We start from the raw sequence: 26,418 nt of genomic DNA, 5'->3' as shown, positions 1-26,418 counted from the left end.
ATCACGAAGCGGCTAAGAAGGAATGACACGAAAGGAGAGGTTTGCCAGCATGGATGTTTTATTGATCGCTAACTGGATTGCTTTCATTCTTGTAACCGCTTACGCGTTCTTCTTGTTTGGGTATGTTGTGAAGACTCGATATGAATACATTAAGCTTGGAAAGAAAGCAGAATTTGATCATTCCATGAAAGAACGACTAGAAGCTATTGTAGTCAAAGTGTTTGGGCAAAAGAAATTACTTAAAGATAAGAAGAGTGGAACCATCCATGTGATGATGTTCTACGGTTTCCTTCTCGTTCAATTCGGTGCAATCGATATGATTGTGAAAGGTTTATCACCGGGGTCACATCTTCCTCTTGGACCGCTTTACCCAGCGTTTACGTTTTTCCAGGAGCTCGTGACGCTAATGATTTTAACAGCAGTTGTATGGGCATTCTACCGTCGCTATATTGAGGCGATCGCTCGTTTAAAGAAAGGTTTTAAAGCGGGACTTGTACTATTGTTCATTGGACTTTTAATGATATCCGTTCTTTTTGCAGGCGGTATGGAAATTATCTGGCATGATGCTGGTTATTCTTGGAGTGCGCCAGTTGCTTCGGGAATTGCTTTCTTATTCTCATGGATTAATGAAACAGCAGCGATTGCGCTATTCTTCTTTTTCTGGTGGATTCACCTGCTCGTGCTTCTTACGTTCATGGTGTATGTACCGCAATCCAAGCACGCTCACTTAATTGCAGGACCAGTCAACGTTTTCTTGGGTCGTACAAACAAAGTAGGGCAGCTTGCATCTATTAACTTTGAAGATGAAAGTCAAGAAACTTACGGCGTGAATACGATTGAAGATTTCAATCAGAAGCAGCTTGTTGATTTGTATGCCTGTGTGGAATGTGGACGCTGTACGAATATGTGTCCAGCAACGGCAACAGGAAAAATCCTTTCTCCGATGGATTTGATCGTTAAGCTTCGTGATCACCTGACAGAAAAAGGCGCAGCCGTTACATCAAGAACGCCGTGGGTTCCTGCATATGCATTTTCTAACACAGCAGGAAATCAAATTGCTTATCAATCACGTGCTCAGCAGGAAACAGCTGCAGCAGCTGAAGGGCTTGTGAGCGATGGATTAATTGGTAACGTGATTACAGAAGAAGAAATTTGGGCTTGTACAACGTGCCGTAACTGTGAAGATCAATGTCCAGTTGAGAACGAGCACGTTGATAAAATCATCGATATGCGTCGTCACCTTGTCTTAATGGAAGGGAAGATGGATAGCGATGTACAGCGTGCGATTACGAACATCGAACGTCAGGGCAACCCGTGGGGGATTAGCCGTAAAGAGCGTGAGAACTGGCGCGATATGCGTGATGATATCGTTGTTCCAACAGTAAAAGAAAAAGAAAAAGCAGGCGAAGAATTCGAATATCTCTTCTGGGTTGGCTCGATGGGCTCTTACGATAATCGTAGCCAGAAGATTGCCGCTTCCTTTGCGAAGATCATGAATGAAGCTGGCATTTCGTTCGCTATTCTTGGTAACAAAGAAAAGAATTCTGGCGATACGCCACGACGTGTAGGAAACGAGTTCTTGTTCCAGGATCTTGCACAGAAAAATATTGAAACGTTCCAAAAGCATAATATTTCAAAAATCGTTACAATCGACCCTCATGCTTATAACTCACTTAAAAATGAGTATCCTGAGTTTGGACTTGAAGCAGAGGTTTATCACCATACCGAATTATTGTATGACTGGATCAAAGAAGGAAAACTGAAGCCGAAACACGAAGTAAACGAGAGAATCACGTATCATGATTCCTGTTATCTCGGACGTTACAACGAAGTATACGATCCACCACGTGAAATTCTTCGCAGTATTCCAGGCGTTGAAGTGATCGAGATGGACCGCAACCGCGAAAATGGTATGTGCTGTGGCGCAGGCGGCGGTTTGATGTGGACGGAAGAAGATACAGGATCTCGCATTAACGTAACGAGAACGGAACAGGCACTTAGCGTGAAGCCATCCGTTATCGGAAGTGCGTGTCCTTACTGCTTAACGATGATGAGTGATGGTACGAAAGCGAAGGAAGTAGAAGAAGAAGTAGCAACACTAGATATTGTCGAGATTTTAGAACGCTCCATTGTTCAAAAAGAAACTGTTCTCCAATAGACTGTTTGGCAAAGGGTTAGCTTATGCTGGTTTTTACGACCGGCATGAGCTCTTTCCTTTGTTACTTTGTCGGTAAGGTGAGCGAGCGTTCAGTCGCAATTTAATCAATTATGGTAGCGTTTTCAAAAATGAGAGGAGAGGTTTTTGTGGGCAAAACGGTCATTGTTAGCGGTGTGAGAACGCCGTTTGGAAAATTTGGTGGGGCTCTTAAATCAATAGAAGCATCTAAGCTTGGTGGAACAGCGATTAAAGAAGCTTTGGTTCGCGCTGGAATTGATCCGGCAGATGTAGGAGAAGTGATTATGGGGTCTGTCCTTCAAGGTGGTCAAGGTCAAATTCCATCTCGTCAGGCAGCAAGACACGCTGGTATTCCTTGGGAAGTAAAGACGGAAACGATTAACAAAGTATGCGCTTCAGGTCTTCGTAGCGTGACGCTCGCTGATCAAATCATTCGCTCTGGTGATGAAGAAGTCATTGTTGCCGGCGGAATGGAATCGATGAGCAACGCCCCATACATCATGAAGGACGCGCGCTGGGGCATGCGAATGGGCGACAAACAAGTGGTTGATCTCATGGTGCATGATGGCTTAACGTGCTCGTTTGATGGTTGTCACATGGGCGTTTATGGAAACACGACAGCGGAAGAGTATGAGATTTCTAGAGAAGAGCAGGATCGCTGGGCGACAAGAAGTCAGGAGCGTGCTGTGAAAGCGATGGAATCGGGGATTTTTGCAGAAGAAATTATCCCTGTTAACGTGCCACAGCGAAAAGGAGATCCTCTCGTCGTTGAACATGATGAAGCACCTAGAAAAGGCACAACAGAGGAGCAGTTAGGAAAGCTAAAGCCAGTCTTCGGTGCCGACGGAACGATTACAGCTGGGAATGCACCAGGTGTAAATGATGGAGCTGGGGCGCTTGTCCTTATGTCTGAAGAACGTGCTTCAAAAGAAGGCAAAGAAGTCATGGCCACAATTCTTTCTCATACAGCAATTGCTGTTGAAGCAAAGGATTTTCCTAAGACGCCGGGTCTCGTGATCAATGAGCTATTGAAGAAAACAGGAAAATCAATTGAAGAAATTGATCTATTTGAAATCAATGAAGCGTTCGCAGCTGTAGCGCTAACGAGCGGAAAAATTGCCTCACTCGATGAAGAAAAGGTCAATGTGCACGGTGGTGCAGTGGCGCTTGGTCATCCAATTGGAGCAAGTGGTGCACGCATTTTAATAACACTTATTCATGAATTGAAGCGACGCGGCGGTGGCATCGGAATAGCAGCGATCTGCAGCGGCGGTGGTCAAGGCGACGCTATTATGGTTCAGGTATAGAAGGGAGCATGATGATGGAAATAAAAACAATTATGGTGATTGGTGCAGGACAAATGGGAGCTGGAATTGCACAGGTGTGTGCAGCTTCTGGCTATACAGTTTATTTAAATGATTTGAAGCAGGAGTTTCTTGATAAAGGACTTGAGAGAATTGAGAAAAACCTCTCGAAACAAGTTTCCAAAGAGCGGATTACGCAGGAAGATCTAAGCGGAACGATGGAACGTTTGAGAGCGACGACAGATCTGCAGGATGCAAAGCATGTAGACATCGTCATTGAAGCAGCTGTTGAGAACATGGAAGTGAAGTGTAACCTTTTCGCACGGCTGGATGAAATTGCGCAAGATCATACGCTTCTTGCAACGAATACATCCTCTCTCCCAATTACGGAAATTGCAGCATCAACAAAGCGCCCTGAGAAAGTGATTGGTATGCACTTTATGAATCCGGTGCCTGTCATGAAGCTTGTTGAAATTATTCGCGGTCTAGCAACAACAGACGAAAGCTACCAGGCCGTTGAAAAGCTAGCGATGGATCTCGGTAAGACAGCGGTTGAAGTAAACGACTTCCCAGGATTTGTTTCCAACCGAATTTTGATGCCAATGATCAACGAAGCGATCTACACCGTTTATGAAGGTGTGGCATCCCCTGAGGATATCGATAGCGTGATGAAGCTCGGCATGAATCATCCAATGGGACCATTAACTCTCGCAGATTTTATCGGTCTTGATACGTGTCTTTATATTATGGAAACGCTTCAAGAAGGATTCGGCGATGATAAATACCGCCCATGTCCGCTATTACGTAAATATGTAAAAGCTGGCTGGCTCGGACGTAAGACAGGAAGAGGCTTCTACCAATACCAGGATTAACACCACGAGGAGGAACGAGCATGGAGCTTGTATTTACGGAAGAGCAGAAGATGATGCAGAAAATGGTGCGTGATTTTGCGGAAAAAGAAATCGCGCCAATCGTTGAAGAAATGGAAGAGACGGATCGTTTTCCACGCGAAGTGATTAAACGAATGGGCGAGCTTGGTTTAATGGGGATTCCGATTCCAGAAGCTTATGGCGGAGCGGAAATGGATTATACGTCATACATCATTGCAATCCATGAGCTCTCAAAAGTGAGCGCCACGGTCGGCGTAATTCTATCGGTTCATACATCCGTTGGGACACTGCCGATACTAGCGTTTGGTACAGAAGAACAGAAAAAGCGCTACATTCCGAAGCTAGCAACCGGAGAATACCTTGGTGCGTTTGCGCTGACGGAACCGAGTTCAGGATCAGATGCAAGCAGCATGAAAACGCGCGCTGTCCGAGATGGCGATCACTACATTTTGAACGGCTCAAAGATTTTCATTACAAACGGCGGCGAGGCGGATACGTATGTTGCCTTCGCAAGAACAAATCCTGAGGAAAAAGGAAGCAAAGGCGTAACTGCTTTTATTATCGAACGTGACATGCCTGGATTTAGCGTTGGGAAGAAAGAAAAGAAAATGGGGCTAAACGGCTCGAATACGGTTGAAATCATTTTCGAAGATTGCCGTGTGCCAGTTGAGAATCGTCTCGGCGAAGAAGGTCAGGGATTCAAAATTGCGATGGCAAACCTTGAGAGCGGCCGCATCGGGATCGCGGCACAGTCACTAGGAATTGCTGAAGCGGCGCTAAATTACGCGACGGCTTACGCGAAAGAGCGTCACCAGTTTGGTAAGCCGATCGGGCAAAATCAAGGTCTCGGCTTCAAGCTTGCCGATATGGCAACAGAAGTAGAGGCAGCGAAACTCCTAACCTATCGTGCGGCTGACCTGAAAAACCACGGGATCCCTTGCATGCAGGAAGTCTCGATGGCGAAGCTCTTTGCATCGAAAGCAGCCGTGAAAGCCTCGATTGAAGCGGTTCAAGTCTATGGCGGTTACGGTTACACGAAAGATTACCCAGTAGAACGCCTATTCCGAGACGCGAAAGTATGCGAAATCTACGAAGGAACGAGCGAAATCCAGAAAATCGTCATTAGTCGGAACTTGATGAAATAGAGAAAAGCGGAAGTGACCGTGTAGACCCGTCAGGCACTGGAGACTTCCAAACCGAACATGGTCTTTGTGATCGAGTTGGAAGGTGAAGTGACAGAGGGTCTGGTCACAGCAGCTGGATCAGAAAAGCCAGGTATATCCGTTTTATTGTCCAAAAAACCATTATATTGGCCAAACTTCATTTTTATTGGCCAAATTCGAGATATATTGTCCAAAATCAACTTTTATTGTCCAAACCACCAAAAAGGAGAGAAACAGGATGAATTTTCAACTATCAGAAGAACATGAAATGCTACGGAAAATGGTGCGCGACTTTGCGAGGAAAGAAGTAGAACCAACAGCGGCTGAGCGTGATGAAGAAGAACGCTTTGATCGAAAGCTTTTTGATCAAATGGCTGAGCTTGGTTTAACGGGCATCCCATGGTCAGAAGAGTACGGTGGCATTGGCTCAGATTACTTAAGCTATGTGATTGCAGTGGAAGAGCTATCACGCGTTTGTGCGTCTACAGGTGTAACGCTTTCTGCACATACCTCCCTTGCAGGCTGGCCGTTGAATGCATTTGGTACAGAAGAGCAGAAGCAGAAGTTCTTGCGTCCAATGGCAGAAGGTAAGCTAATGGGAGCTTACGGACTCACAGAGCCAGGGTCAGGATCGGATGCGAGTGGGATGAAAACGACGGCGAAGCTTGATGGCGATCACTACATCTTAAATGGCTCGAAAATTTTCATTACAAACGGCGGCGAAGCGGAAATTTATATCGTGTTTGCTCAGACCGATAAAGAAAAGGGTCATAAAGGGATTACTGCGTTTATCGTTGAAAAAGGAACGCCAGGTTTCTCTATGGGTAAGAAAGAGAAAAAGCTCGGCATTCGTTCTTCTCCTACGCTCGAAATCATTTTTGAAGACTGCCGTGTACCTGTTGAAAATCGTCTTGGCGATGAAGGACAAGGATTTAAAATCGCGATGAAGACGCTTGATGGTGGGCGTAACGGAATTGCGGCTCAAGCTGTTGGCATTGCACAAGGCGCGCTTGATGCAGCCACAGCTTATGCGAAGGAGCGTAAGCAGTTTGGCAAGCCGATCGGCGCAAATCAAGGTATTGGCTTTAAACTCGCTGATATGGCAACGAAAATTGAAGCAGCTAGACTATTAACTTACCAGGCTGCATGGAAAGAAAGTCAGGGCCTTCCTTACGGCAAGGAATCGGCGATGTCTAAGCTATACGCTGGAGATATCTCGATGGAAGTAACAACAGAAGCAGTGCAAGTCTTTGGTGGCTATGGATATACGAAGGATTATCCAGTTGAGCGCTATATGCGTGATGCGAAAATTACGCAAATCTATGAAGGTACAAATGAAATTCAGCGTCTTGTTATTTCAAGAATGCTGATGGCTGATTAAGAAGCGCTATGCATCCACTCGCAGAACGACTTTCAAATCAGGATGAACGTGCGCTCGCAAAGGCGATCAGTCTTGTTGAAAATGATGCTGAAGACAAACTGGAATTACTGAAGGATATCCACCCGATGACGGGGCGTGCCCACTATATTGGGATGACCGGATCACCCGGTGCCGGTAAAAGTTCGCTCGTTAACAGGCTGATTACCCACCTTAGAAAACAGGATCTCACTGTTGGTGTTGTGGCCGTTGATCCAACGAGTCCGTTTAGCGGGGGCGCCCTTCTAGGAGATCGTGTCAGGATGGCGGAGCATTTTACCGATCCTGGTGTCTTTATCCGAAGCATGGGAACACGAGGGAGCCTTGGGGGGCTTTCTCGAACGACGAAGGAAACGGTTCGCTTAATGGACGCGTTTGGATTCGATGTCATTTTAATTGAAACGGTTGGGGTTGGGCAATCAGAGCTCGATATTATGAAGATCGCGGATACGATTGCCGTAGTGTTGAACCCAGGTAGCGGGGACGTTGTGCAAGTCTTTAAAGCTGGCATTATGGAAATTGCGGATCTTTTTATCGTCAATAAAGCAGATTTACCAGGTGTCCCCAAGCTACTGGCTGAGCTTGAAAGCATGCTCGATCTGGTGAAGCATGATGCGCCGTGGCGTCCACCGATTGTGAAGGCGATCTCTGTTCAAAATCTAGGTCTTGAGAATGTTTGGAAACGAATGAAGGAGCATTTTGAATACAGTAAGGAGTCTGGTGAGCGCGATGCTAGACGCAAAACCTCACTTGAACGAGAAGTGATCGAAGTGGTGCATGATGAAATGATGAAGCAGCTTATGGAGCGCGAAGCAGAGGATAATGGCTGGATTGATGAAGTGAAAAGTGGCGCCATCGACCCTTACTCAGCCGCTGTGAAGCTGCTTCAGGATTATATGGGCAGCCTTGAGAGGAAGGGGATGGGAAGGTGAAGAAAAACGTTCCTTCGATGGTAAAGGATGAAAAGCTCATTCAGAAACGACGTGAGCAAATGATTAAAGCAGCGGTCTCCCTTTTTAAGGAAAAAGGGTTCCATCGTACGACAACGCGAGAAATTGCGCGTGTTGCTGGCTTTAGCATTGGTACGCTGTATGAATACATTCGCAAAAAAGAAGATGTGTTATATCTCGTTTGTGACAGCATTTATGATGAAGTGAGAGAGCGTCTAGAAGATCAGCTTAAGCCTGACATAACAGGAATCGAGCGTTTAAGGCAGGCCCTTCATGCGTTTTATCATGTGATGGACGATATGCAGGATGAAGTGCTTGTTATGTACCAGGAAGCAAAGTCCCTTCCGCGGGAAACGCTCCCTTATGTATTGAAAAAAGAGCTAGGCATGGCAGAAATTTTTGAGCGATTGATTGAAGAATGTGTAGCAGAAGGAAAACTTCGGCTTACAGAAGAGGAAATTTACGGAGCTGCTCATAACATTCTCGTGCAGGGACAGATGTGGGTGTTCAGGCGCTGGGCGCTTCGGTCTCATTATTCCATTGAAGAGTATACAAGAATGCAGGAGGCTTTTTTGATTCAAGCTTTAAATCCTGTAGAAACTACGAACCGATAGAGGAGGAACAGCAGTGAGTGTAGTCGAAACGTATAAACCAGTGAACCATGTTCGTTTTGTAACCGCTTCAAGTTTGTTTGATGGTCATGATGCATCTATTAACATTATGCGCCGCATTCTACAGGCGAGCGGTGCAGAAGTTATTCATCTCGGACATAACCGCTCTGTTGAGGAAGTCGTGAACGCTGCCATACAGGAAGATGCGCAGGGAATTGCAATCTCGTCTTATCAAGGCGGTCATATGGAATACTTTAAATATATGTATGACCTTTTAAAAGAAAAAGGCGCTTCACACGTTAAGATTTATGGCGGTGGGGGCGGCGTTATTATTCCTAAGGAAATTAAAGAGCTGCATGCTTACGGAATTTCTCACATTTTTTCACCTGATGATGGAAGTGATCTTGGTCTACAAGGGATGATCGATATGATGATCAAGGAATGTGATTTTCCGACGTTTAAACAAATTGATAACCAGATTGATCGCTTGCATGAGCGCGATCCGCAGGCTGTTTCGAGTCTCATTACCCTTGCTGAAAGCTATGGAGGAGAACGTACAGAAGAGACGGCGGCCGCTGCTGAGCAAGTGTTTGATAAGCTTAAGAATATGGCAACCGACTCTCCAGTTCTTGGGATTACTGGTACTGGTGGAGCTGGGAAAAGCTCCTTAACTGATGAGCTCGTACGCCGTTTCATTAATGAATTTGATGATAAGACGGTAGCGATCCTTTCCATTGATCCGACAAAACAAAAGACTGGCGGCGCACTGCTCGGTGACAGAATCCGTATGAACGCTATTCACAATGACCGCGTGTTTATGAGAAGTCTCGCAACGCGAAAATCAAAAACTGAGCTTTCACTTTCAATACGTGAAGCGTTAACCGTTGTGAAAGCGGCTGGATATGACTTGATCATTATTGAAACAAGCGGAATCGGCCAGGGGGATGCCGAGATCGTTGAAATTTCTGATGTTTCGATGTATGTGATGACAAGTGAATTTGGTGCGCCTTCACAGCTTGAGAAAATTGATATGATCGATTTTGCGGATTTGATTGTGATTAATAAATACGAACGCAAAGGCTCTGAAGATGCTCTGCGTGACGTGAAGAAGCAATATCAGCGTAGTCACATGCTGTTTGAGCAAAATCTAGATAACATGCCTGTCTACGGCACGATCGCAAGTCAGTTTAATGATCCGGGCACGAATACGCTTTTTAAAGCATTGGTTGATACGATTCATCGTAAATGTCGAAATGACTGGGCAACAAACATTGAAACAAGTGACATCGTAGAAAAGCTGAATCTCATTATTCCACCGCAGCGTCAGCAATATTTACAGGACATCTCTGGTTCCGTTCGTCGTTACCATGAATACGTTGAAAAGCAGGTTCAGCTTGCAAGGAAAGCATTCCAGCTTCAAGGGACGATTGAGATGCTAGAGAGTGCGGGAGACAATGACGAGACGATTGCAATGCTCTCTAAGATGAAAGATGAAAACATGGACGATATGCATGGGGAAACGCGTAAGATTATCGAAAGCTGGCCTGAAGTGAAAGAGAAATATAGTGGAAAAGAATTCATTTCCGTTATCCGCGAGAAAGAAATTGTAACAGAACTAACGACGAAGAGTCTTTCAGGATTGGATATTCCAAAGGTTTCTCTACCGAAGTATGAAGATTGGGGAGAAATTGTGCGCTGGGTATTGAAAGAGAACGTGCCGGGCTCATTCCCGTATACCGCTGGCGTCTTTCCATTTAAACGAAAAGGAGAGGACCCGAAGCGTCAATTTGCAGGCGAAGGAACGCCTGAGCGAACGAATCGACGGTTCCATTACCTCTCTGAGAACGAAGATGCGAAGCGCTTAAGCACCGCTTTCGATTCTGTGACGCTTTACGGAGAAGATCCTGACTATCGTCCTGATATTTACGGAAAAGTTGGCGAGAGTGGCGTGAGTATTTGTACACTCGACGATATGAAAAAGCTTTATGCAGGCTTTGATTTATGTGCACCATCGACTTCAGTATCTATGACGATTAATGGCCCTGCGCCGATCATACTCGCAATGTTTATGAACACGGCGATTGAGCAGCAAATTCAAGGGTTTGAAGAAAAAGAAGGTCGTAAAGCAAACGAGCAGGAGCTTGCTGATATTAAGGCAATCACGCTTAGCACGGTTCGTGGTACTGTTCAGGCGGACATTTTAAAAGAAGATCAGGGTCAAAATACATGTATTTTCTCAACAGAATTTGCGCTTCGGATGATGGGGGATATTCAGGAGTACTTCATCAATGAGAATGTGCGCAACTATTATTCAGTGTCAATTTCCGGTTACCATATTGCCGAAGCGGGTGCGAATCCTATTTCACAGCTGGCGTTCACGCTTGCGAATGGCTTTACGTATGTCGAGTATTATTTAAGTCGCGGTATGGATATCGATAAGTTTGCACCGAATCTTTCCTTCTTCTTTAGTAATGGACTTGACCCAGAATATACCGTTATTGGAAGAGTGGCGCGCAGAATTTGGGCGACGGTAATGAGAGAGAAGTACGGGGCAAATGCTCGTAGCCAGAAGTTAAAGTATCATGTGCAAACGTCAGGACGTTCTTTGCATGCGCAAGAGATGGACTTTAATGATATACGCACAACATTGCAGGGCTTAATGGCGATTCATGACAACTGTAACTCGCTTCATACGAATGCTTACGATGAAGCTGTCACAACACCAACAGAGGAATCCGTTCGTCGAGCTATGGCAATTCAAATGATTATTACGAAAGAGCATGGACTGACGAAGAATGAAAACCCACTACAAGGTTCATTCATTATTGAAGAATTAACAGACCTTGTGGAGGAAGCTGTTCTTAGTGAATTTGAGAAGATTAACGCGCGTGGCGGTGTATTGGGTGCAATGGAGACACAGTACCAGCGCGGTAAAATTCAAGAAGAGTCTATGCATTATGAGATGCTAAAGCATAGCGGTGAGCTTCCGATCGTTGGAGTGAACACGTATAAGAATCCAAATCCACCTGCAGAAGAAGAGTGGAACATGGAGCTTGCAAGAGCGAGTAAGGAAGAAAAGGAACAGCAAATTACAAACTTAAAGCAGTTCCAAGAAACGCATTCGGATACGACAGAAGATGCGCTGAATCGCTTAAAGAAAGCAGCGTTAAGTAAAGGGAATATTTTCGAAGAATTAATGGAGACGGTGAAAGTAGCAAGTCTAGGACAAATTACAACCGCACTCTATGAAGTTGGTGGAAAATACCGTCGAAATATGTAGACCGTTAAGAACTTGTCAAATGCAAGCGTTCATATTATTGTAGGAGGAAGGAGTAGCCTTCCTCCTTTTCGTACGAAAAGGTACATCATTTGAAGGTGAAATCCTTCTATTTCAATAGATTTGTTTGAAAATCGTAGCATAGATTGCGTAATTTTGTTTATAATGAATGGTATGTTTTGTATTAGGATTTACAAGTAGCTTGAAATAAATGCTATCGTTTAAAAATAGTGATAAGCTAGTTTCTCAAATTAGCAGCTATTATTCATAGGAGATAATTGAAAGGGAGTGCCGATATCGTGAATAGCTTAAAGCAGCTGTCTGCTGAAGACATCCAAGAAACATCCATGATTGATATTATGTATTTCATCCTGCAGGACGAGAAAAAACCTGTTTCTTTCTATACGTTAATGGAACAAATTGGAAAAATGAAAGGTCTAACTTCTTCTCAGCTTCAGGACATGCTTGCAGAAGTTTATACAAACTTGAACACAGACGGTCGTTTCGTAACGCTTGGAGATAACCAGTGGGGCCTTAAGGGCTGGTATCCTGTTGAGCAATCTCAAGAAGAGCTTGCAACGACAATTAAACCAAAGAAACGCAAGAAATCAACTGACGATGAGCTTGGTTTCGATGAAGATGATGAAGACGATCTTGAAGATCTAGAAGTAGATGATCTTGACGACTTTGACGATGATGACTTCGATGATGATACAGAAGATTTGGACGATGAAGACATTGATGATGACGATGATGACGACGTGGAAGACGACGAAGAAGAAAAGAAATAATTTCTGTCGCTTCTTGACTTTCGGTAGTGAAATCGGTAGAATCATTTTTGGGCTTCACCAAAATACTAAACTAATTTATAGATACGATATGAAAACAAAAGTGCCCCCTCATTTATGGGACAGGTGCCACTTTTGTTTTTTTTGTTTTTTATACTTTAAGGATTTTAAGCTTTTTAAAGGGCTAAAGTATAAGAAGAACGATGGCTTCTGTTAGAACCTGAGGGCAAGTTCTTCTAATGAGCTCATTGATGAAATGCATTGAGAAGCTGGAATTTAGCCAGTACGAGTGGACCTTCCGATTAAGTTAAGAAAAATGTAACCATCTGCATTGATTTTATTAAAAAACATAAAATCTCTCGTTTCAGATGAATCCCCTTCCTTTCTTGAAGGGCAGAATACAAACCATGAGGGGGCAGAAAGATGACAGCAAAACATAAGAAGTACATCTTTGTAACAGGCGGTGTTGTTTCTTCGCTTGGTAAAGGAATTACAGCAGCTTCATTAGGACGACTTTTGAAAAATCGCGGCGTGAGCGTAACGATTCAAAAGTTCGACCCATACATTAACGTTGACCCAGGGACAATGAGTCCTTATCAGCACGGTGAAGTATTCGTAACAGATGATGGCGCTGAGACGGATCTTGACCTTGGACACTACGAGCGCTTTATTGACATTAACCTTTCTAAAAATTCAAACGTAACAACAGGTAAAGTCTACTCTACGGTTCTTCGTAAAGAGCGTCGTGGCGACTATCTTGGAGGAACAGTACAGGTAATTCCTCACATTACGAATGAAATCAAAGAGCGCATCTTCCGCGCAGGTAACGAAACAAGCGCTGATGTAGTTATTACTGAAATCGGTGGAACGGTTGGAGACATCGAGAGTCTTCCATTCCTAGAAGCGATTCGTCAGATCAAGAGTGACATCGGCAAGGAGAACGTTATGTACATTCACTGTACGCTTCTTCCTTATCTTAAAGCAGCTGGTGAAATGAAAACAAAGCCAACACAGCATAGTGTGAAAGAGCTTCGCAGCCTTGGTATCCAGCCAAATGTTATTGTTGTTCGTGCGGAACAGCCAGTTCCACAAGAAATGAAAGACAAAATCGCTTTGTTCTGTGATATTGATGAGCATGCGGTAATTGAAGCGCAAGATGCTGATACGCTTTATAAAGTTCCTCTTGCTCTACAAGCACAAAAGCTTGATGAGATCACTTGTCAACATTTGAAATTGAACTGTCAAGAAGCGGATATGACTGAATGGAATGAGCTTGTTGAGAAAGTTCAAAACCTCTCAGGCAAAACAAAAATTGCGCTTGTTGGGAAGTATGTCGCTCTTCAAGATGCTTATATTTCCGTTGTAGAGTCGCTCAAGCACGCAGGCTATGCATTTGATGCTGACATTGACATTAAGTGGATTAATTCTGAAACAGTTACGCAGGAAAACGTTGAGGAACTTCTTTCTGACGTAGATGGCATCCTCGTTCCAGGTGGATTCGGCGATCGTGGAATTGAAGGTAAAATCACTGCGATTCAGTACGCGCGTGAAAGCAAAGTACCTTTCTTAGGAATCTGTCTTGGTATGCAGCTTGCTTCTGTTGAATTTGCACGTAACGTTCTGAATCTAGAAGGTGCTCATTCAGCTGAAATTAAGCCAACAACGAAATATCCAGTCATTGACCTTCTCCCTGAACAGAAGGATGTTGAAGATCTTGGTGGTACACTCCGTCTCGGTCTTTATCCATGTAAGCTAACGGAAGGTACGAAAGCATATGCAGCTTATAACGATGAAGTAATTTATGAGCGTCACCGTCATCGCTATGAGTTCAGCAATCAGTATCGTACTGAAATGGAAGAAGCAGGCTTCATCTTCTCTGGAACTAGCCCTGATGGCCGTCTTGTAGAAGTCGTAGAAGTGAAGGATCACCCGTGGTTTGTTGCATCACAATTCCACCCTGAATTCACATCACGTCCAACTCGTCCACAGCCGTTATTCAAAGAATTTATTGGCGCTTCTATCGCTAACAGCAAATAATTACAAAAAGCCTCTTCTCCGTTCGGAGAAGAGGCTTTTTTAGGAGAAAGTAGCATTAGAATTCGTAGCCATGCTCTTCTAATATTTCCCTCGTAGTTAAATAAAGAGCATGATAAATGTATAAAGAAGTGAGTAGAGAAGGGTAACCGATTCGTTCCCCATCATCATTTGGCACGAGACCGGAAGTAAGCCCGGTGTTAATGTGAAAATGAACGCTTTGCTCAAGCAGAGGATCAGTTTCTTTCTTTGTTGCTGATATGCCTACAACCTGAGCTCCTGTTGCTTTGAATTTCTCAGCATGCTCAGCCGCTAGTTTGTCATCGTTAAACCGTGAAAATAATATCACGCAGTCATTTTCAGTTAATGTGGCATGGTCATGGAGAATCGCACTTGAAGGAAGCTTCTCAGATCCGTACACTGCTTCAAGAGCAGTACCCTGGAGCTCATGCTCGCCAAAAAAATAAACCGTCCCGCCTCCTGTTATCGTCTGTGCGAACAATCGGGATATATCTTCAATCACCATCTCATGCTGATCTTGAATAATCTTAAACTTCCCCATCAGCTGAGTCGTAAAAATCTTAAGCATCTTATCACTGCCTTTCAAAGTTTTTATAAAAAAGAGAACTGATTTTTGGTTGTATTTTGATATAAATATATGAATAAATCTCATTATATCTAAAGAGGAGATGAACAATTTTTTTGCTCATTGCAGGTTCCTATTATAACGAAACTACATGACACTTGCGAATTACAGCCCTCGATGTATAATCAGGAAGGGATTCAACAATTTGAAGCGAACATAAACAGTAAGACTAACTGAAAAGAAGGTGCTCTCACATGAATGAAAAAATTTTAATCGTAGATGATCAATATGGAATCCGAATTCTTCTAAATGAAATCTTCCAAAAAGAAGGATATCAAACATTCCAGGCAGCGAATGGCGTTCAAGCACTATCGATCGTAAAAAGTGAGGATCCCGACTTAGTCATTCTCGATATGAAAATACCAGGAATGGACGGACTTGAAATTCTAAAGAGAATCAAAAAAATGGAAGCAAGGGCGCTTGTCATTATTATGACTGCCTACGGTGAACTAGATATGATCCACGAAGCGATGGATCTAGGAGCAATTACCCATTTTGCGAAGCCTTTTGACATTGACGAGATACGAGCAGCAGTAAAAAAAGAATTAGCGTCGCTTTCATAAAGAAAGGTAACGCTTACATAAACAAATCCCATTAAATCAAGCTTTTCCCCTTCTTTTATGAAAGTGATATGCTATAATAGAACCGTGTTTTTGGAGAAATTGTAGAGCAAATGAATTCAGTTTAGCGGGAAGTTCTTGGACGACGGCATACATAAAAACATCGCGTTTGTGCCATCTTGAAGAAGACAGTTTTTCTGGATACATCTGCATGCTTCAATGACAAGTATTCGTTATTAAGATGTTCCAGGTATCATCCTGGCAATTTTAAATTATATTGAGGAGGATTTACCATGCCTTTAGTTTCTATGAAAGAAATGCTCGAAAAAGGTAAAGCAGAAGGCTACGCAGTTGGCCAATTTAACCTTAACAACCTTGAGTTTACTCAAGCTATCCTACAAGCTGCACAAGAAGAACAATCACCAGTTATCCTTGGTGTTTCTGAAGGTGCTGCTCGTTACATGGGCGGATTCAAAACAATTGTTACAATTGTAGAAGCGCTTATGGAAGAGTACAAGGTTACAGTACCAGTTGCTATTCACCTTGACCACGGTTCTAGCTTCGAGAAGTGTATGCAAGCGATCAACGCTGGATTCACTTCTGTTATGATCGACGGTTCTCATTACCCACTAGACGAAAACATCGCTCTAACTACAAAAGTAGTAGAAGCTGCACATGCAGTTGGTGTTTCTGTTGAAGCTGAGCTTGGACGCATTGGCGGACAAGAAGACGATCTTATCGTTGACGATGCTGAAGCTGCATACGCAATCCCTGAAGAGTGTGAGCGCCTTATCAACGAAACTGGTGTAGATTGCTTCGCACCTGCACTTGGTTCTGTTCACGGCCCTTACAAAGGCGAGCCTAACCTAGGATTCGACCGCATGGAAACAATCAGCAAAATGACTGGTGTTCCTCTAGTACTTCACGGTGGTACTGGTATTCCAACTGCTGACGTTAAAAAAGCGATCAAATTTGGACATGCTAAAATCAACGTGAACACTGAGAGCCAACTTTCTTCTGCTAAAGCAGTTCGTTCTGTACTTGAAGAAAAGCCAGATCTTTACGATCCTCGTAAATACATGGGACCAGCACGTGACGCGATTAAAGAAACAGTAATCGGCAAAATGCGTGAGTTTGGTTCTTCTAACAAAGCGTAATAACTTCTTAAAATCGGATCATCAAAACCGCTCTATTATGAGCGGTTTCTGATTTCCGTTTTTTAATCCCCTAACTACTACCTTGCGACTATTTTTCATTTATTTACAATCAAATCAGCTAACTTAAAACAAAATATGTTAAAATCTTTCTCGTAACCGCTTTCTAAAATCAAAGGAGGACGAACATAATGAAAATTTTCATAGATTCTGCAAACCTGAATGATATTAAAGAAGCACACGATATGGGAGTAGTAGCTGGAGTAACTACGAATCCATCTCTTGTTATGAAAGAAAAGGTGAATTTCCATGATCGTCTTCGTGAAATTACAAGCCTAGTAACTGGCTCTGTTAGTGCAGAGGTTGTTTCAACAACTGCTGAAGAAATGATTGAAGAAGGAAAACAACTAGCTGAAATCGCACCAAACATTACCGTAAAGGTTCCAATGAATCGTGAAGGGATGAAGGCGGTCAAAGCATTCTACGAAGCAGGAATTAAAACAAACGTAACGCTTGTTTTCTCTGCTAACCAGGCTTTGCTTGCAGCACGTGCTGGTGCGTCTTACGTTTCGCCATTCCTTGGACGTCTTGATGATATTGGTCAAAATGGTCTTGATCTCATCTCTGAAATCTCCGAACTGTTTGCGGTACATGGAATTGAGACTGAAATTATTGCTGCGTCCATTCGTCACCCAATGCATGTAACAGAAGCGGCTCTTCGTGGCGCTGACATTGGCACAATGCCACTTAAGGTCGTTCTTCAGATGCTAGAACACCCGCTAACTGATAAAGGAATTGATCAATTCCTTTCTGACTGGGAAGAAGCGAAGAAAGCAAATAAATAGTCTTATTAAATTGGCATGAACTTCCTGTTTTTGCCCATACTATTCTTAAGAAGTATCAAAATTCGACAGAAACATGAACAGGAATGAGATGCGGACGAAGAAGGGAGACCGTTATGGAAAAGTTGATGATCGCTGGAGGCCACCGATTAAGCGGTACAGTTCAAGTGAGCGGCGCCAAAAATAGTGCGGTTGCATTAATTCCGGCGGCTATTCTAGCAGATTCCACTGTCACAATTGATCATTTGCCGAACATTTCTGACGTGGGAATTCTCCGTGATTTACTAGAGGAAATCGGAGGACAAGCTGAGCTCGATGGAAATACATTAACTGTGAATCCACAGGACATGATTGCCATGCCACTGCCGAATGGAAAAGTAAAGAAGCTTCGTGCTTCTTATTACTTGATGGGTGCGATGTTGGGTCGTTTTAATAAAGCGGTTATCGGACTTCCAGGCGGTTGTAACCTTGGACCGCGTCCGATTGATCAGCATATTAAAGGCTTTGAAGCTCTTGGTGCAAAAGTAACAAATGAGCAAGGTGCGATTTACCTTCGTGCTGATGAACTGAGAGGGGCCCGTATTTACCTTGACGTTGTAAGTGTAGGAGCTACGATTAATATTATGCTTGCAGCCGTTCGTGCAAAAGGACGGACAGTCATTGAAAATGCAGCGAAAGAACCAGAAATTATTGATGTTGCCACACTGTTATCTAGTATGGGAGCGAAGATCAAAGGAGCAGGGACAGACGTCATTCGTATCGATGGTGTTGACGAGCTAAGTGGCTGTTACCACTCGATCATACCTGACCGCATAGAGGCGGGCACTTACATGATTATGGCAGCGGCGATGGGAGACGAAGTCGTCATCGATAATGTCATCTCGCAACATCTTGAGTCACTTATCGCAAAGCTGCGTGAGATGGGTGTAAAGGTAGAGACGAATGAAGACCAGGTTTATATTCGTTCACCACGCGAAGGCTGGAAAGGCGTTGACCTCAAGACACTCGTCTATCCTGGTTTCCCAACAGACTTACAGCAGCCGTTTACATCGCTCTTAACAAACGCAGAGGGTAGTAGCATTGTGACCGATACAATTTATGGTGCAAGATTTAAGCACATTGATGAACTTCGCCGAATGGGTGCGAATGTGAAGGTGGAAGGACGTTCTGCCATCATTAATGGAGCTGTTAAGCTTCAAGGTGCGAAGGTACGTGCTTCTGATCTGAGAGCTGGTGCGGCCCTTGTCGTTGCTGGATTAATGGCAGAAGGCGTTACGGAAGTTTCAGGACTTGAGCACATCGATCGTGGGTATGAACGACTTGTAGAAAAGCTGAGCAATCTTGGCGCGAGAGTCTGGCGTGAGAAATTAGATCAAGAAGAGCTTAAAGAAGTGGAAAGTTCTTAAGAATGCAGAACAGGCGGTGAAAACCGCCATTCTGTCATCTTTTCGTGTAAGCGTTTAAAAAATAGAGATCGTGTAAACTTAGGGGGAAGCATGATGGAAAGAAGTTTATCGATGGAACTTGTTAGAGTGACCGAGGCAGCTGCGCTTGCTTCAGCGCGTTGGATGGGAAGAGGCAAGAAAGAAGAAGCAGATGATGCTGCAACGACTGCTATGCGTGACGTTTTTGATACGGTTCCGATGAAAGGAACAGTTGTCATCGGGGAAGGCGAGATGGATGAAGCACCAATGCTTTATATCGGTGAAAAGCTTGGAACTGGATATGGTCCGCGTGTCGATGTTGCTGTCGATCCTTTAGAAGGAACAAATATTGTTGCGGCAGGAACATGGAATGCCCTCGCTGTTCTAGCGGTAGCCGATCACGGAAATCTTCTTCATGCTCCTGACATGTATATGGACAAAATCGCAGTTGGACCAAAAGCAGTAGGGAAAATCGATATTAATGCCTCCGTACACGAGAATCTAAAAGCAGTAGCTGAAGCAAAAGGAAAAAATATTGAAGACTGCGTGGCGGTCATATTAGACCGTAAGCGCCACGAAAAGATTATAGAAGAAGTGCGTTCTGCCGGAGCTAGAATTAAGCTTATTTCTGATGGAGATGTAGCAGCAGCAATTAACACAGCGTTTGATGATACGGGCGTCGATATTTTGTTTGGATCTGGTGGAGCACCAGAGGGTGTCCTTGCTGCAGTAGCACTGAAATGCCTTGGTGGAGAAATACAGGGTAAGCTGCTACCGCAAAATGAGGAAGAATTAAACAGGTGTAAAGAAATGGGAATTGAAGACGTCTCCCGCGTTCTTCATATGGAAGATCTTGTGAAGGGCGATGACGCCATTTTTGCAGCGACAGGTGTTACTGATGGTGAATTGTTAAAGGGAGTTAGGTTCCAGGGAACTTCTGGTACAACGCAATCCGTTGTCATGCGTGCAAAGTCAGGAACAGTTCGTTTCATCGACGGAAAACATAGTTTACAAAAGAAGCCTGATCTGGTCATTCGACCTTAAATCACTATAAAGGAAGCGAGATCTCATGCAACATTGGTTTTTACATGTTGAATATTCCTAAGGAATCTGGTAAAACTATAAGGTGCTGTATTATTGTTAGTATGTTTAGTTACCGAAACTATAATGTGAACGAAATAGATAGTAAACTAATCCTGGCTCATTCGATCTGTGGAGAAGAGGTACTTATACTCGCCGTGCTTTCTTTTGCAAGTTGATCATGAGCCAAAGATGACGCTCGAACAAGCCGAGAATTATCAGAGTAACGATTGCTAAGCAACACCTTCGTTGTGCACTTCCTCTACTCTCACTTAAGAGATGCCTGAATGGATAGCCTCTCACAGGATCTCAACAAACTCTTTCTCTCTTTATTTATTTTCTCAACCGTCAAATTGGTCAACTCTATACAACGTACTTACGTTGTGAAAGCAAACCTCTTTGCGCACTCATATCATTTTCCAGCCGTTAGGGTCAAACCTATTATTATATAAAAAGTGTGGTGTCAACATGGCAGTAAATATATCAGAATTAGAACAAATGACGTTAAAAGATCTATACGAACAGGCAAGACTATACAAAGTCTCATATTATAGCAAGTTGAATAAGCGAGAACTTGTATTTGCCATATTGAAAGCGCAGGCTGAACAATCAGGCCTTCTTTTCATGGAAGGTATTCTAGAGATTATTTCCTCTGAAGGATTTGGATTCCTACGACCGATTAACTACTCAGCTAGTGCAGAAGACATTTATATTTCCGCTTCACAAATTCGTCGATTCGATTTACGTAACGGTGATCGCGTATCGGGTAAAGTAAGACCCCCTAAAGAAAATGAGCGCTACTACGGTCTCTTACACGTAGCCGCAGTAAATGGAGAAGACCCTGATTCTTCTAAAGAACGCGTGCATTTCCCAGCGCTTACGCCGCTGTATCCTGAGAAGAGAATGAACTTTGAGAACAAATCAGGCAATCTTTCAACGCGTATCATTGATATGATCTCGCCTGTCGGGTTTGGACAGCGTGGTTTAATCGTAGCTCCCCCAAAAGCAGGGAAAACAATGTTGCTGAAAGAAATTGCTAACAGCATTACAACGAATCATCCTGACACAGAACTTATCGTGCTTCTCATTGATGAGCGTCCTGAGGAAGTAACGGATATCGAGCGTTCTGTTGATGGGGATGTTGTTCATTCAACTTTTGATGAAACACCGGATAATCACATAAAAGTAGCTGAGCTTGTGCTAGAGCGAGCTATGCGTCTTGTTGAGCATAAGAAAGACGTTGTGATTCTTCTTGATAGTATTACACGTCTTGCTCGTGCTTATAACCTTGTTATTCCTCCAAGTGGACGTACACTTTCAGGTGGTATTGATCCTGCTGCTTTCCATCGTCCAAAACGATTCTTTGGTGCGGCAAGAAACATCGAAGAAGGTGGAAGCTTGACGATCTTAGCGACAGCTCTTGTGGAAACAGGCTCTCGTATGGATGACGTTATTTATGAAGAATTCAAAGGAACAGGCAACATGGAATTGCATCTTGATCGACGTCTTGCAGAACGACGTGTTTTCCCAGCGATTGATATTCGTCGCTCTGGCACGCGTAAAGAAGAGCTACTTCTTCCAAAAGAACAGCTTGAAATGCTTTGGACAATCCGTAAGAGCATGGATGACTCATTTGAATTCGTTGATAATTTCTTGAAACGCCTTAAGAAAACAAAGGAAAACAAAGAATTTTTCGATCTATTTGAGAAAGAAAAAAGCGGTTCATCTCGCTAATTAGGGATTGTTTCGTCACAGGATGATCAATTGCATTGTCTCTACCTCCCTGCTATAATACTTCTATGTGTGCAGAAGCTAAAAGGTAATGCCTTTTAGCTTCATTTAACTCTGGTTCCTCAGGAATCAGGGCGGAAGGAGATGAAATTCATGAAACAAGCAATTCATCCTGGTTATGAAAACATCAAAGTTAGATGTGCTTGCGGTAACGAATTCGAAACTGGATCTACAAAACAGGACGGCGTCAGCGTAGAGGTTTGCTCTGAATGTCACCCGTTCTATACTGGACGTCAGAAGTTTAATGACGCTGGTGGACGCGTAGATAAGTTTAGAAGAAAATACAACCTAAAAGGTTAATGATAGAACAGGCAAGTTTTTACTCCTTGCCTGTTTTTTTACTCAATATTCTTAGTGGAAACAACGCACTTTTTATAAGGTAGGGGAAGATTTTTGACTCACCTCCGCACTTGTAGGAAGAAACGGCTCGAGCAAATAAATTTGCTCACTCGTTTCTTCCTACAAGTGAGTAAGTCAATGAGTGAGATCATACCCGATGAAATTATAAACGTTTAAAATCAATAATTGGATGAAAGTATACGCAAAATAAAGACTGTGCTGATCAGTCATTTTTTAATGCTTATGCTGGAGAAAGGAGAAGCGGTTGAATGCATGTCATGAAGCACAGCGGCTGGATTGAGGTTGTTTGCGGAAGTATGTTTTCCGGAAAGTCGGAAGAATTGATTCGTCGAGTGAAGCGAGCGACTTATGCAAAGCAAAAAGTCCAGGTGTTCAAGCCTAAAATTGATGATAGATACAGCGAAGAATCTGTTGTGTCTCATAATGGAATGTCCGTTATCGCTGTCCCAGTTGATCATTCACAAGCGATCCTGGACCGCGTCTCAGAGGATACAGATATGGTTGCGGTAGATGAAGTACAGTTTTTTGATGAAGAAATCGTAGATGTGGCTCAGCAGCTTGCTGATGAAGGCGTTCGTGTAATCGTCGCAGGACTCGACCAGGATTTTCGCGGCGAAGCATTCGGGCAAGTTCCTAAGCTTCTTACGGTTGCTGAATCAGTTACGAAGCTACAAGCAATCTGTGTTGTATGTGGTTCTCCAGCAAGCCGTACCCAGCGTTTAATTGATGGGAAGCCCGCGCATTATGAGGATCCGATTATCCTTGTTGGTGCGTCAGAATCCTATGAACCACGCTGTCGTCATTGTCACAAAGTACCAGGGAAACCAACGGCGCGAGACAATAAAGAGCAGCAAATATCAAAATAAGTCCGGGAAACCGGGCTTTTTTTAATGCGCGAAAACATCTGGTTTCATTTCCATAGAAGAGGAGAACGAGAATCTAACCAGTCATCTTTGGGCACCTTAAAACGAGGAGGTGACTGACTGATGAGAAAGGTTTCAACTATGATGATTGCATTCCTTTTACTTGTAGCTGCTTGTTCGCCATTAAAGCCACCAGAGGCGGATGGACAAGCGGGAGAAGGCCAGAATTTAAACACAGATATTAACTTGAATCCTCAGTCCTATCGCAATATGAGTGTTGATAAGCCAACAATTAGTGACGATCAAGATAAGATTCGTGAAGTCGTCGAGACAGAAGGTTTCGATGCTGGAGTCGTTTCAATTACAGGAAATCACGCGTGGGTCAATGTGAAATTTAGCAATAAAAATGAAGCGAGTTTAAATGAACAGAAAAAAAACCTCGCTGCTAAAATTTATCAAGCCGTACCGAGGTACAAAATTCATGTACGAGCAAGATAAACCCTCTCATGCGAGAGGGTTGTTTTGTTTTATTAGTGCTGGGCGCGTCGCGCTGCCTGTTGCAATGGATCCCAAACGCTATTGTAAGGGGGAGCATATGCGAGATCAAGATCCTCAATGTCATGAAGCGTCATCTGGTGGTAAAGAGCCGTTGCAAGCACATCAACTCGCTTATCAACGCCGTACTTTCCAATAAACTGTCCACCGATAATTCGTTCGTTATCATCTCGGAAAATAATTTTCACGCAAAGTTCACGAGCTTCTGGGTAGTAACCCGCAATGTCAGTTGCCTCGGTTGAGCAGCTTGAGAATGGTAAATTTAATTCTTTTGCTTCGTTAGTAGAAAGGCCTGTGCGGCCAAGAGTTAATCCGAAAAATTTAATAACAGAAGTGCCGACAATCCCCTTAAATGTATTTGGTTGCCCAATCATGTTAAGGCCAGCAATGCGCCCCTGCTTATTTGCCGTTGTGCCAAGAGGAACAAAGTCATCTCGTTCTTTAATGCGATGATAATGGGTTGCACAGTCTCCAGCTGCATATACGTCCTCTTTACTTGTTTGCATGTAGCGGTTCACCTGAATAGCACCGTTAGAAGTTGTATGAAGACCGCATTCTTTGAGGAAACCAGTATTCGGTTTGACGCCGACTGAGACGAGAACAAGGTCTGCATCATATTCTCCTTTGTCAGTCACGATTTTTTTGACGCGCTTATCCCCTTTGAAAGACTGAACGCCTTCATTTGTATGAACCGAAACATTGTTTTGCTTGGCTTCTTCGTGTATAAGCTTAGCCATATCGTCATCAAAAATACTGGCAAGGTGCGGTCCTAACTCAATGATGCGTACATTTTTACCGAGTTCACGGAACGTTTCGGCCATTTCAAGTCCAATGTATCCACCGCCAATGACCGCCACATTTTGTACGGAATCATCAAGATCTTTTATCACTTTTTCAGCATCGGGAATGGTCTTTAATGTATGTATGCCGTTAAGGTCGATGCCTTCCCAGTTTGGTTTAACAGGACTTACTCCTGTAGCGATCAGGAGCTTATCGTAATTTTCTTCAAAGTGATCATTCGTTTTTAAATTGATTCCTTTTACAATTTTGTTTTCAGTATCAACGTTTGTAACCTCATGGTAGACACGTGCGTCAATTCCATACTTTTCTCGAAATGTATCGACGGATCTTGCAATCAGTTTATCCGTAGATTCAATTTTTCCGCTAATGACATAAGGTAGCCCGCATTGGCCATACGAATAAATATCTCCCTTTTCGAGCGTCACAACTTCCGCTTCCTCATCGTTTCTAATAATTTGCATTGCTGCACTCATACCAGCCGCATCTCCGCCAATAATAACAAACTTCATCTATAAGCAGCCCCTTTCCTAATCGTTCAGTCTAGCCTACTTTCAGTTTACCCTTAAAAAATGATGTTAAAGCTATTTTTGCTTTTGACTGGCGAAATGTCCTATACTATAATTAGAATGTTATGCAACGAAAACGAGGTGAAAGATCTTGTTAGACCGTTTAGAAATTGTAGAAGAACGTTATGATAAGTTAAATCAGTTGTTGAGTGATCCAGAAGTCATTAATGACACGACGAAACTCCGCGAATATTCCAAAGAGCAAGCTAGCCTTGAGGAAACCGTTCAGGTGTATCGTGAATATAAGGAAATTCTCGAAGGCATTCAAGACGCGAAGGCGATGCTTGAGGAAGAAAAAGATGCAGAAATGCGTGAAATGGTGAAGGCAGAGCTTTCAGAGCTTACACCACAAGAAGAAGAGTATGCAGAGCGCTTACGAGTGCTACTTCTTCCTAAAGATCCGAACGATGAGAAGAACGTAATTATCGAAGTTCGAGGAGCAGCGGGTGGAGACGAAGCCGCATTATTTGCTGGTGACTTGTACAAAATGTACAGCCGCTTTGCTGAAATGCAAGGTTGGAAGTCTGAAGTCATCGAATATAGTTCAACAGAACTAGGTGGTTATAAAGAAATTATCTTTATGATCAACGGTGCCGGCGCATATTCCAAAATGAAGTATGAAAACGGCGCACACCGAGTGCAGCGTGTTCCTTCAACAGAATCAGGTGGACGTATTCACACGTCTACGGCCACAGTAGCCGTGCTTCCTGAAGCGGAAGAAGTGGAAGTTGAAATCCATGACAAAGACATTCGTGTTGATACATTTACTTCAAGTGGACCAGGTGGACAAAGTGTTAATACAACGATGTCAGCTGTTCGCTTAACCCATACGCCAACAGGTGTTGTTGTATCGTGTCAGGATGAGAAGTCACAAATTAAGAACAAAGAAAAAGCGATGAAGGTTCTTCGTGCTCGTGTGTATGATAAGTTCCAACAAGAAGCACAGAAAGAGTATGACGATAACCGTAAATCCGCTGTTGGAACGGGCGACCGTTCTGAACGAATCCGTACGTATAACTTCCCACAAAACCGCGTGACGGATCATAGAATTAACTTAACGATTCAGAAACTTGACCAGATTCTTCAAGGGAAGCTTGATGAGTTCATTGATGCGCTAATTACAGAAGAGCAAACGCGCTTAATGGCAGAAGCTGGAGAGTGACCTT

Annotated in this window: 22 protein-coding genes; 20 read left to right on the top strand and 2 right to left on the bottom strand. The window is 43.4% G+C overall.

The genetic code is table 11. The annotated features are described in order from the left end of the window. Positions 1–49: 49 nt before the first annotated feature. The 10 genes from AC0VYJ_RS20915 to AC0VYJ_RS20870 all read left to right on the top strand — a co-directional run bounded on the left by AC0VYJ_RS20915 (position 50) and on the right by AC0VYJ_RS20870 (position 14,613). On the top strand, positions 50–2,158 hold the full coding sequence (locus AC0VYJ_RS20915) for a (Fe-S)-binding protein (RefSeq protein ID WP_283153329.1): 2,109 nt from the start codon (positions 50–52) through the stop codon (positions 2,156–2,158). 146 nt (positions 2,159–2,304) lie between these two features. Continuing rightward, positions 2,305–3,483: an acetyl-CoA C-acetyltransferase gene (locus AC0VYJ_RS20910; RefSeq protein WP_475366162.1), complete on the top strand. Its 1,179-nt coding sequence runs from the start codon at positions 2,305–2,307 to the stop codon at positions 3,481–3,483. A 14-nt stretch (positions 3,484–3,497) separates the two neighbouring features. Then, positions 3,498–4,352 carry a 3-hydroxybutyryl-CoA dehydrogenase gene (locus tag AC0VYJ_RS20905; RefSeq protein WP_475366161.1) on the top strand — a complete coding sequence of 285 codons (855 nt, stop codon included), beginning with the start codon at positions 3,498–3,500 and terminating at the stop codon, positions 4,350–4,352. A 20-nt stretch (positions 4,353–4,372) separates the two neighbouring features. Then, positions 4,373–5,515: an acyl-CoA dehydrogenase gene (locus AC0VYJ_RS20900; protein ID WP_194218355.1), complete on the top strand. Its 1,143-nt coding sequence runs from the start codon at positions 4,373–4,375 to the stop codon at positions 5,513–5,515. Positions 5,516–5,771: 256 nt separating this feature from the next. Further along, positions 5,772–6,914, top strand: coding sequence for an acyl-CoA dehydrogenase (locus AC0VYJ_RS20895; RefSeq protein ID WP_475366160.1), 1,143 nt, complete (start codon positions 5,772–5,774; stop codon positions 6,912–6,914). Positions 6,915–6,922: 8 nt separating this feature from the next. Next, positions 6,923–7,882: a methylmalonyl Co-A mutase-associated GTPase MeaB gene (meaB, locus tag AC0VYJ_RS20890; protein ID WP_475366159.1), complete on the top strand. Its 960-nt coding sequence runs from the start codon at positions 6,923–6,925 to the stop codon at positions 7,880–7,882. Positions 7,883–7,899: 17 nt separating this feature from the next. Further along, positions 7,900–8,514, top strand: a complete 615-nt coding sequence (locus tag AC0VYJ_RS20885; protein ID WP_430245337.1) for a TetR/AcrR family transcriptional regulator — start codon at positions 7,900–7,902, stop codon at positions 8,512–8,514. A 13-nt stretch (positions 8,515–8,527) separates the two neighbouring features. Next, positions 8,528–11,791 (top strand): fused isobutyryl-CoA mutase/GTPase IcmF, encoded by a 3,264-nt coding sequence (gene icmF, locus AC0VYJ_RS20880; protein WP_475366158.1) that lies wholly within the window; start codon positions 8,528–8,530, stop codon positions 11,789–11,791. A 296-nt stretch (positions 11,792–12,087) separates the two neighbouring features. After that, complete coding sequence (gene rpoE / locus AC0VYJ_RS20875; protein ID WP_475366157.1) at positions 12,088–12,579, top strand: DNA-directed RNA polymerase subunit delta; 492 nt, start codon at positions 12,088–12,090, stop codon at positions 12,577–12,579. A gap of 420 nt (positions 12,580–12,999) precedes the next feature. Further along, positions 13,000–14,613, top strand: coding sequence for a CTP synthase (locus AC0VYJ_RS20870; RefSeq protein WP_194218360.1), 1,614 nt, complete (start codon positions 13,000–13,002; stop codon positions 14,611–14,613). Positions 14,614–14,668: 55 nt separating this feature from the next. On the opposite strand, the gene AC0VYJ_RS20865 is transcribed toward AC0VYJ_RS20870, so the two are convergent. Beyond that, a complete protein-coding gene (locus AC0VYJ_RS20865; protein ID WP_475366156.1) occupies positions 14,669–15,199 on the bottom strand; it encodes a DUF2529 family protein in 531 nt (176 codons plus the stop codon). A 251-nt stretch (positions 15,200–15,450) separates the two neighbouring features. Between AC0VYJ_RS20865 and AC0VYJ_RS20860 the strand changes: the two genes are divergently transcribed. The 9 genes from AC0VYJ_RS20860 (at position 15,451) to AC0VYJ_RS20820 (ending at position 23,828) form a co-directional block, all read left to right on the top strand. Next, complete coding sequence (locus AC0VYJ_RS20860; RefSeq protein WP_194218362.1) at positions 15,451–15,819, top strand: response regulator; 369 nt, start codon at positions 15,451–15,453, stop codon at positions 15,817–15,819. 290 nt (positions 15,820–16,109) lie between these two features. Next, on the top strand, positions 16,110–16,973 hold the full coding sequence (gene fba, locus AC0VYJ_RS20855; protein WP_159786369.1) for a class II fructose-1,6-bisphosphate aldolase: 864 nt from the start codon (positions 16,110–16,112) through the stop codon (positions 16,971–16,973). Positions 16,974–17,161: 188 nt separating this feature from the next. Then, entirely contained in the window at positions 17,162–17,815 is a 654-nt protein-coding gene (fsa, locus tag AC0VYJ_RS20850) for a fructose-6-phosphate aldolase (protein ID WP_475366155.1), read from the top strand. 113 nt (positions 17,816–17,928) lie between these two features. After that, positions 17,929–19,218, top strand: a complete 1,290-nt coding sequence (locus AC0VYJ_RS20845; protein ID WP_194218364.1) for a UDP-N-acetylglucosamine 1-carboxyvinyltransferase — start codon at positions 17,929–17,931, stop codon at positions 19,216–19,218. Between the two features lie 93 nt (positions 19,219–19,311). Further along, entirely contained in the window at positions 19,312–20,280 is a 969-nt protein-coding gene (glpX, locus tag AC0VYJ_RS20840) for a class II fructose-bisphosphatase (RefSeq protein ID WP_194218365.1), read from the top strand. Between the two features lie 504 nt (positions 20,281–20,784). Beyond that, positions 20,785–22,050, top strand: coding sequence for a transcription termination factor Rho (rho, locus tag AC0VYJ_RS20835; protein WP_194218366.1), 1,266 nt, complete (start codon positions 20,785–20,787; stop codon positions 22,048–22,050). 150 nt (positions 22,051–22,200) lie between these two features. Further along, a complete protein-coding gene (gene rpmE / locus AC0VYJ_RS20830) occupies positions 22,201–22,407 on the top strand; it encodes a 50S ribosomal protein L31 (protein WP_303532428.1) in 207 nt (68 codons plus the stop codon). Between the two features lie 308 nt (positions 22,408–22,715). Beyond that, positions 22,716–23,333, top strand: coding sequence for a thymidine kinase (locus AC0VYJ_RS20825; protein WP_194218368.1), 618 nt, complete (start codon positions 22,716–22,718; stop codon positions 23,331–23,333). 120 nt (positions 23,334–23,453) lie between these two features. Then, the gene (locus AC0VYJ_RS20820) at positions 23,454–23,828 is read left to right on the top strand and encodes a hypothetical protein (RefSeq protein WP_475366154.1); all 375 of its coding nucleotides are present in this window, start codon (positions 23,454–23,456) and stop codon (positions 23,826–23,828) included. 32 nt (positions 23,829–23,860) lie between these two features. Here AC0VYJ_RS20820 and AC0VYJ_RS20815 read toward each other — a convergent pair whose 3' ends face one another. Next, on the bottom strand, positions 23,861–25,195 hold the full coding sequence (locus tag AC0VYJ_RS20815) for a CoA-disulfide reductase (protein ID WP_475366153.1): 1,335 nt from the start codon (positions 25,193–25,195) through the stop codon (positions 23,861–23,863). 148 nt (positions 25,196–25,343) lie between these two features. Between AC0VYJ_RS20815 and prfA the strand changes: the two genes are divergently transcribed. Then, positions 25,344–26,414: a peptide chain release factor 1 gene (gene prfA, locus AC0VYJ_RS20810; protein WP_194218371.1), complete on the top strand. Its 1,071-nt coding sequence runs from the start codon at positions 25,344–25,346 to the stop codon at positions 26,412–26,414. The last annotated feature ends 4 nt before the right edge of the window (positions 26,415–26,418 follow it).

It is taken from the genome of Anaerobacillus sp. 63XJN7_5_ISO-PGPR-S23-430, assembly GCF_056173695.1.
Note: the sequence above shows the minus strand (reverse complement) of the source record. Positions and strands in the feature narration are given on the sequence as shown.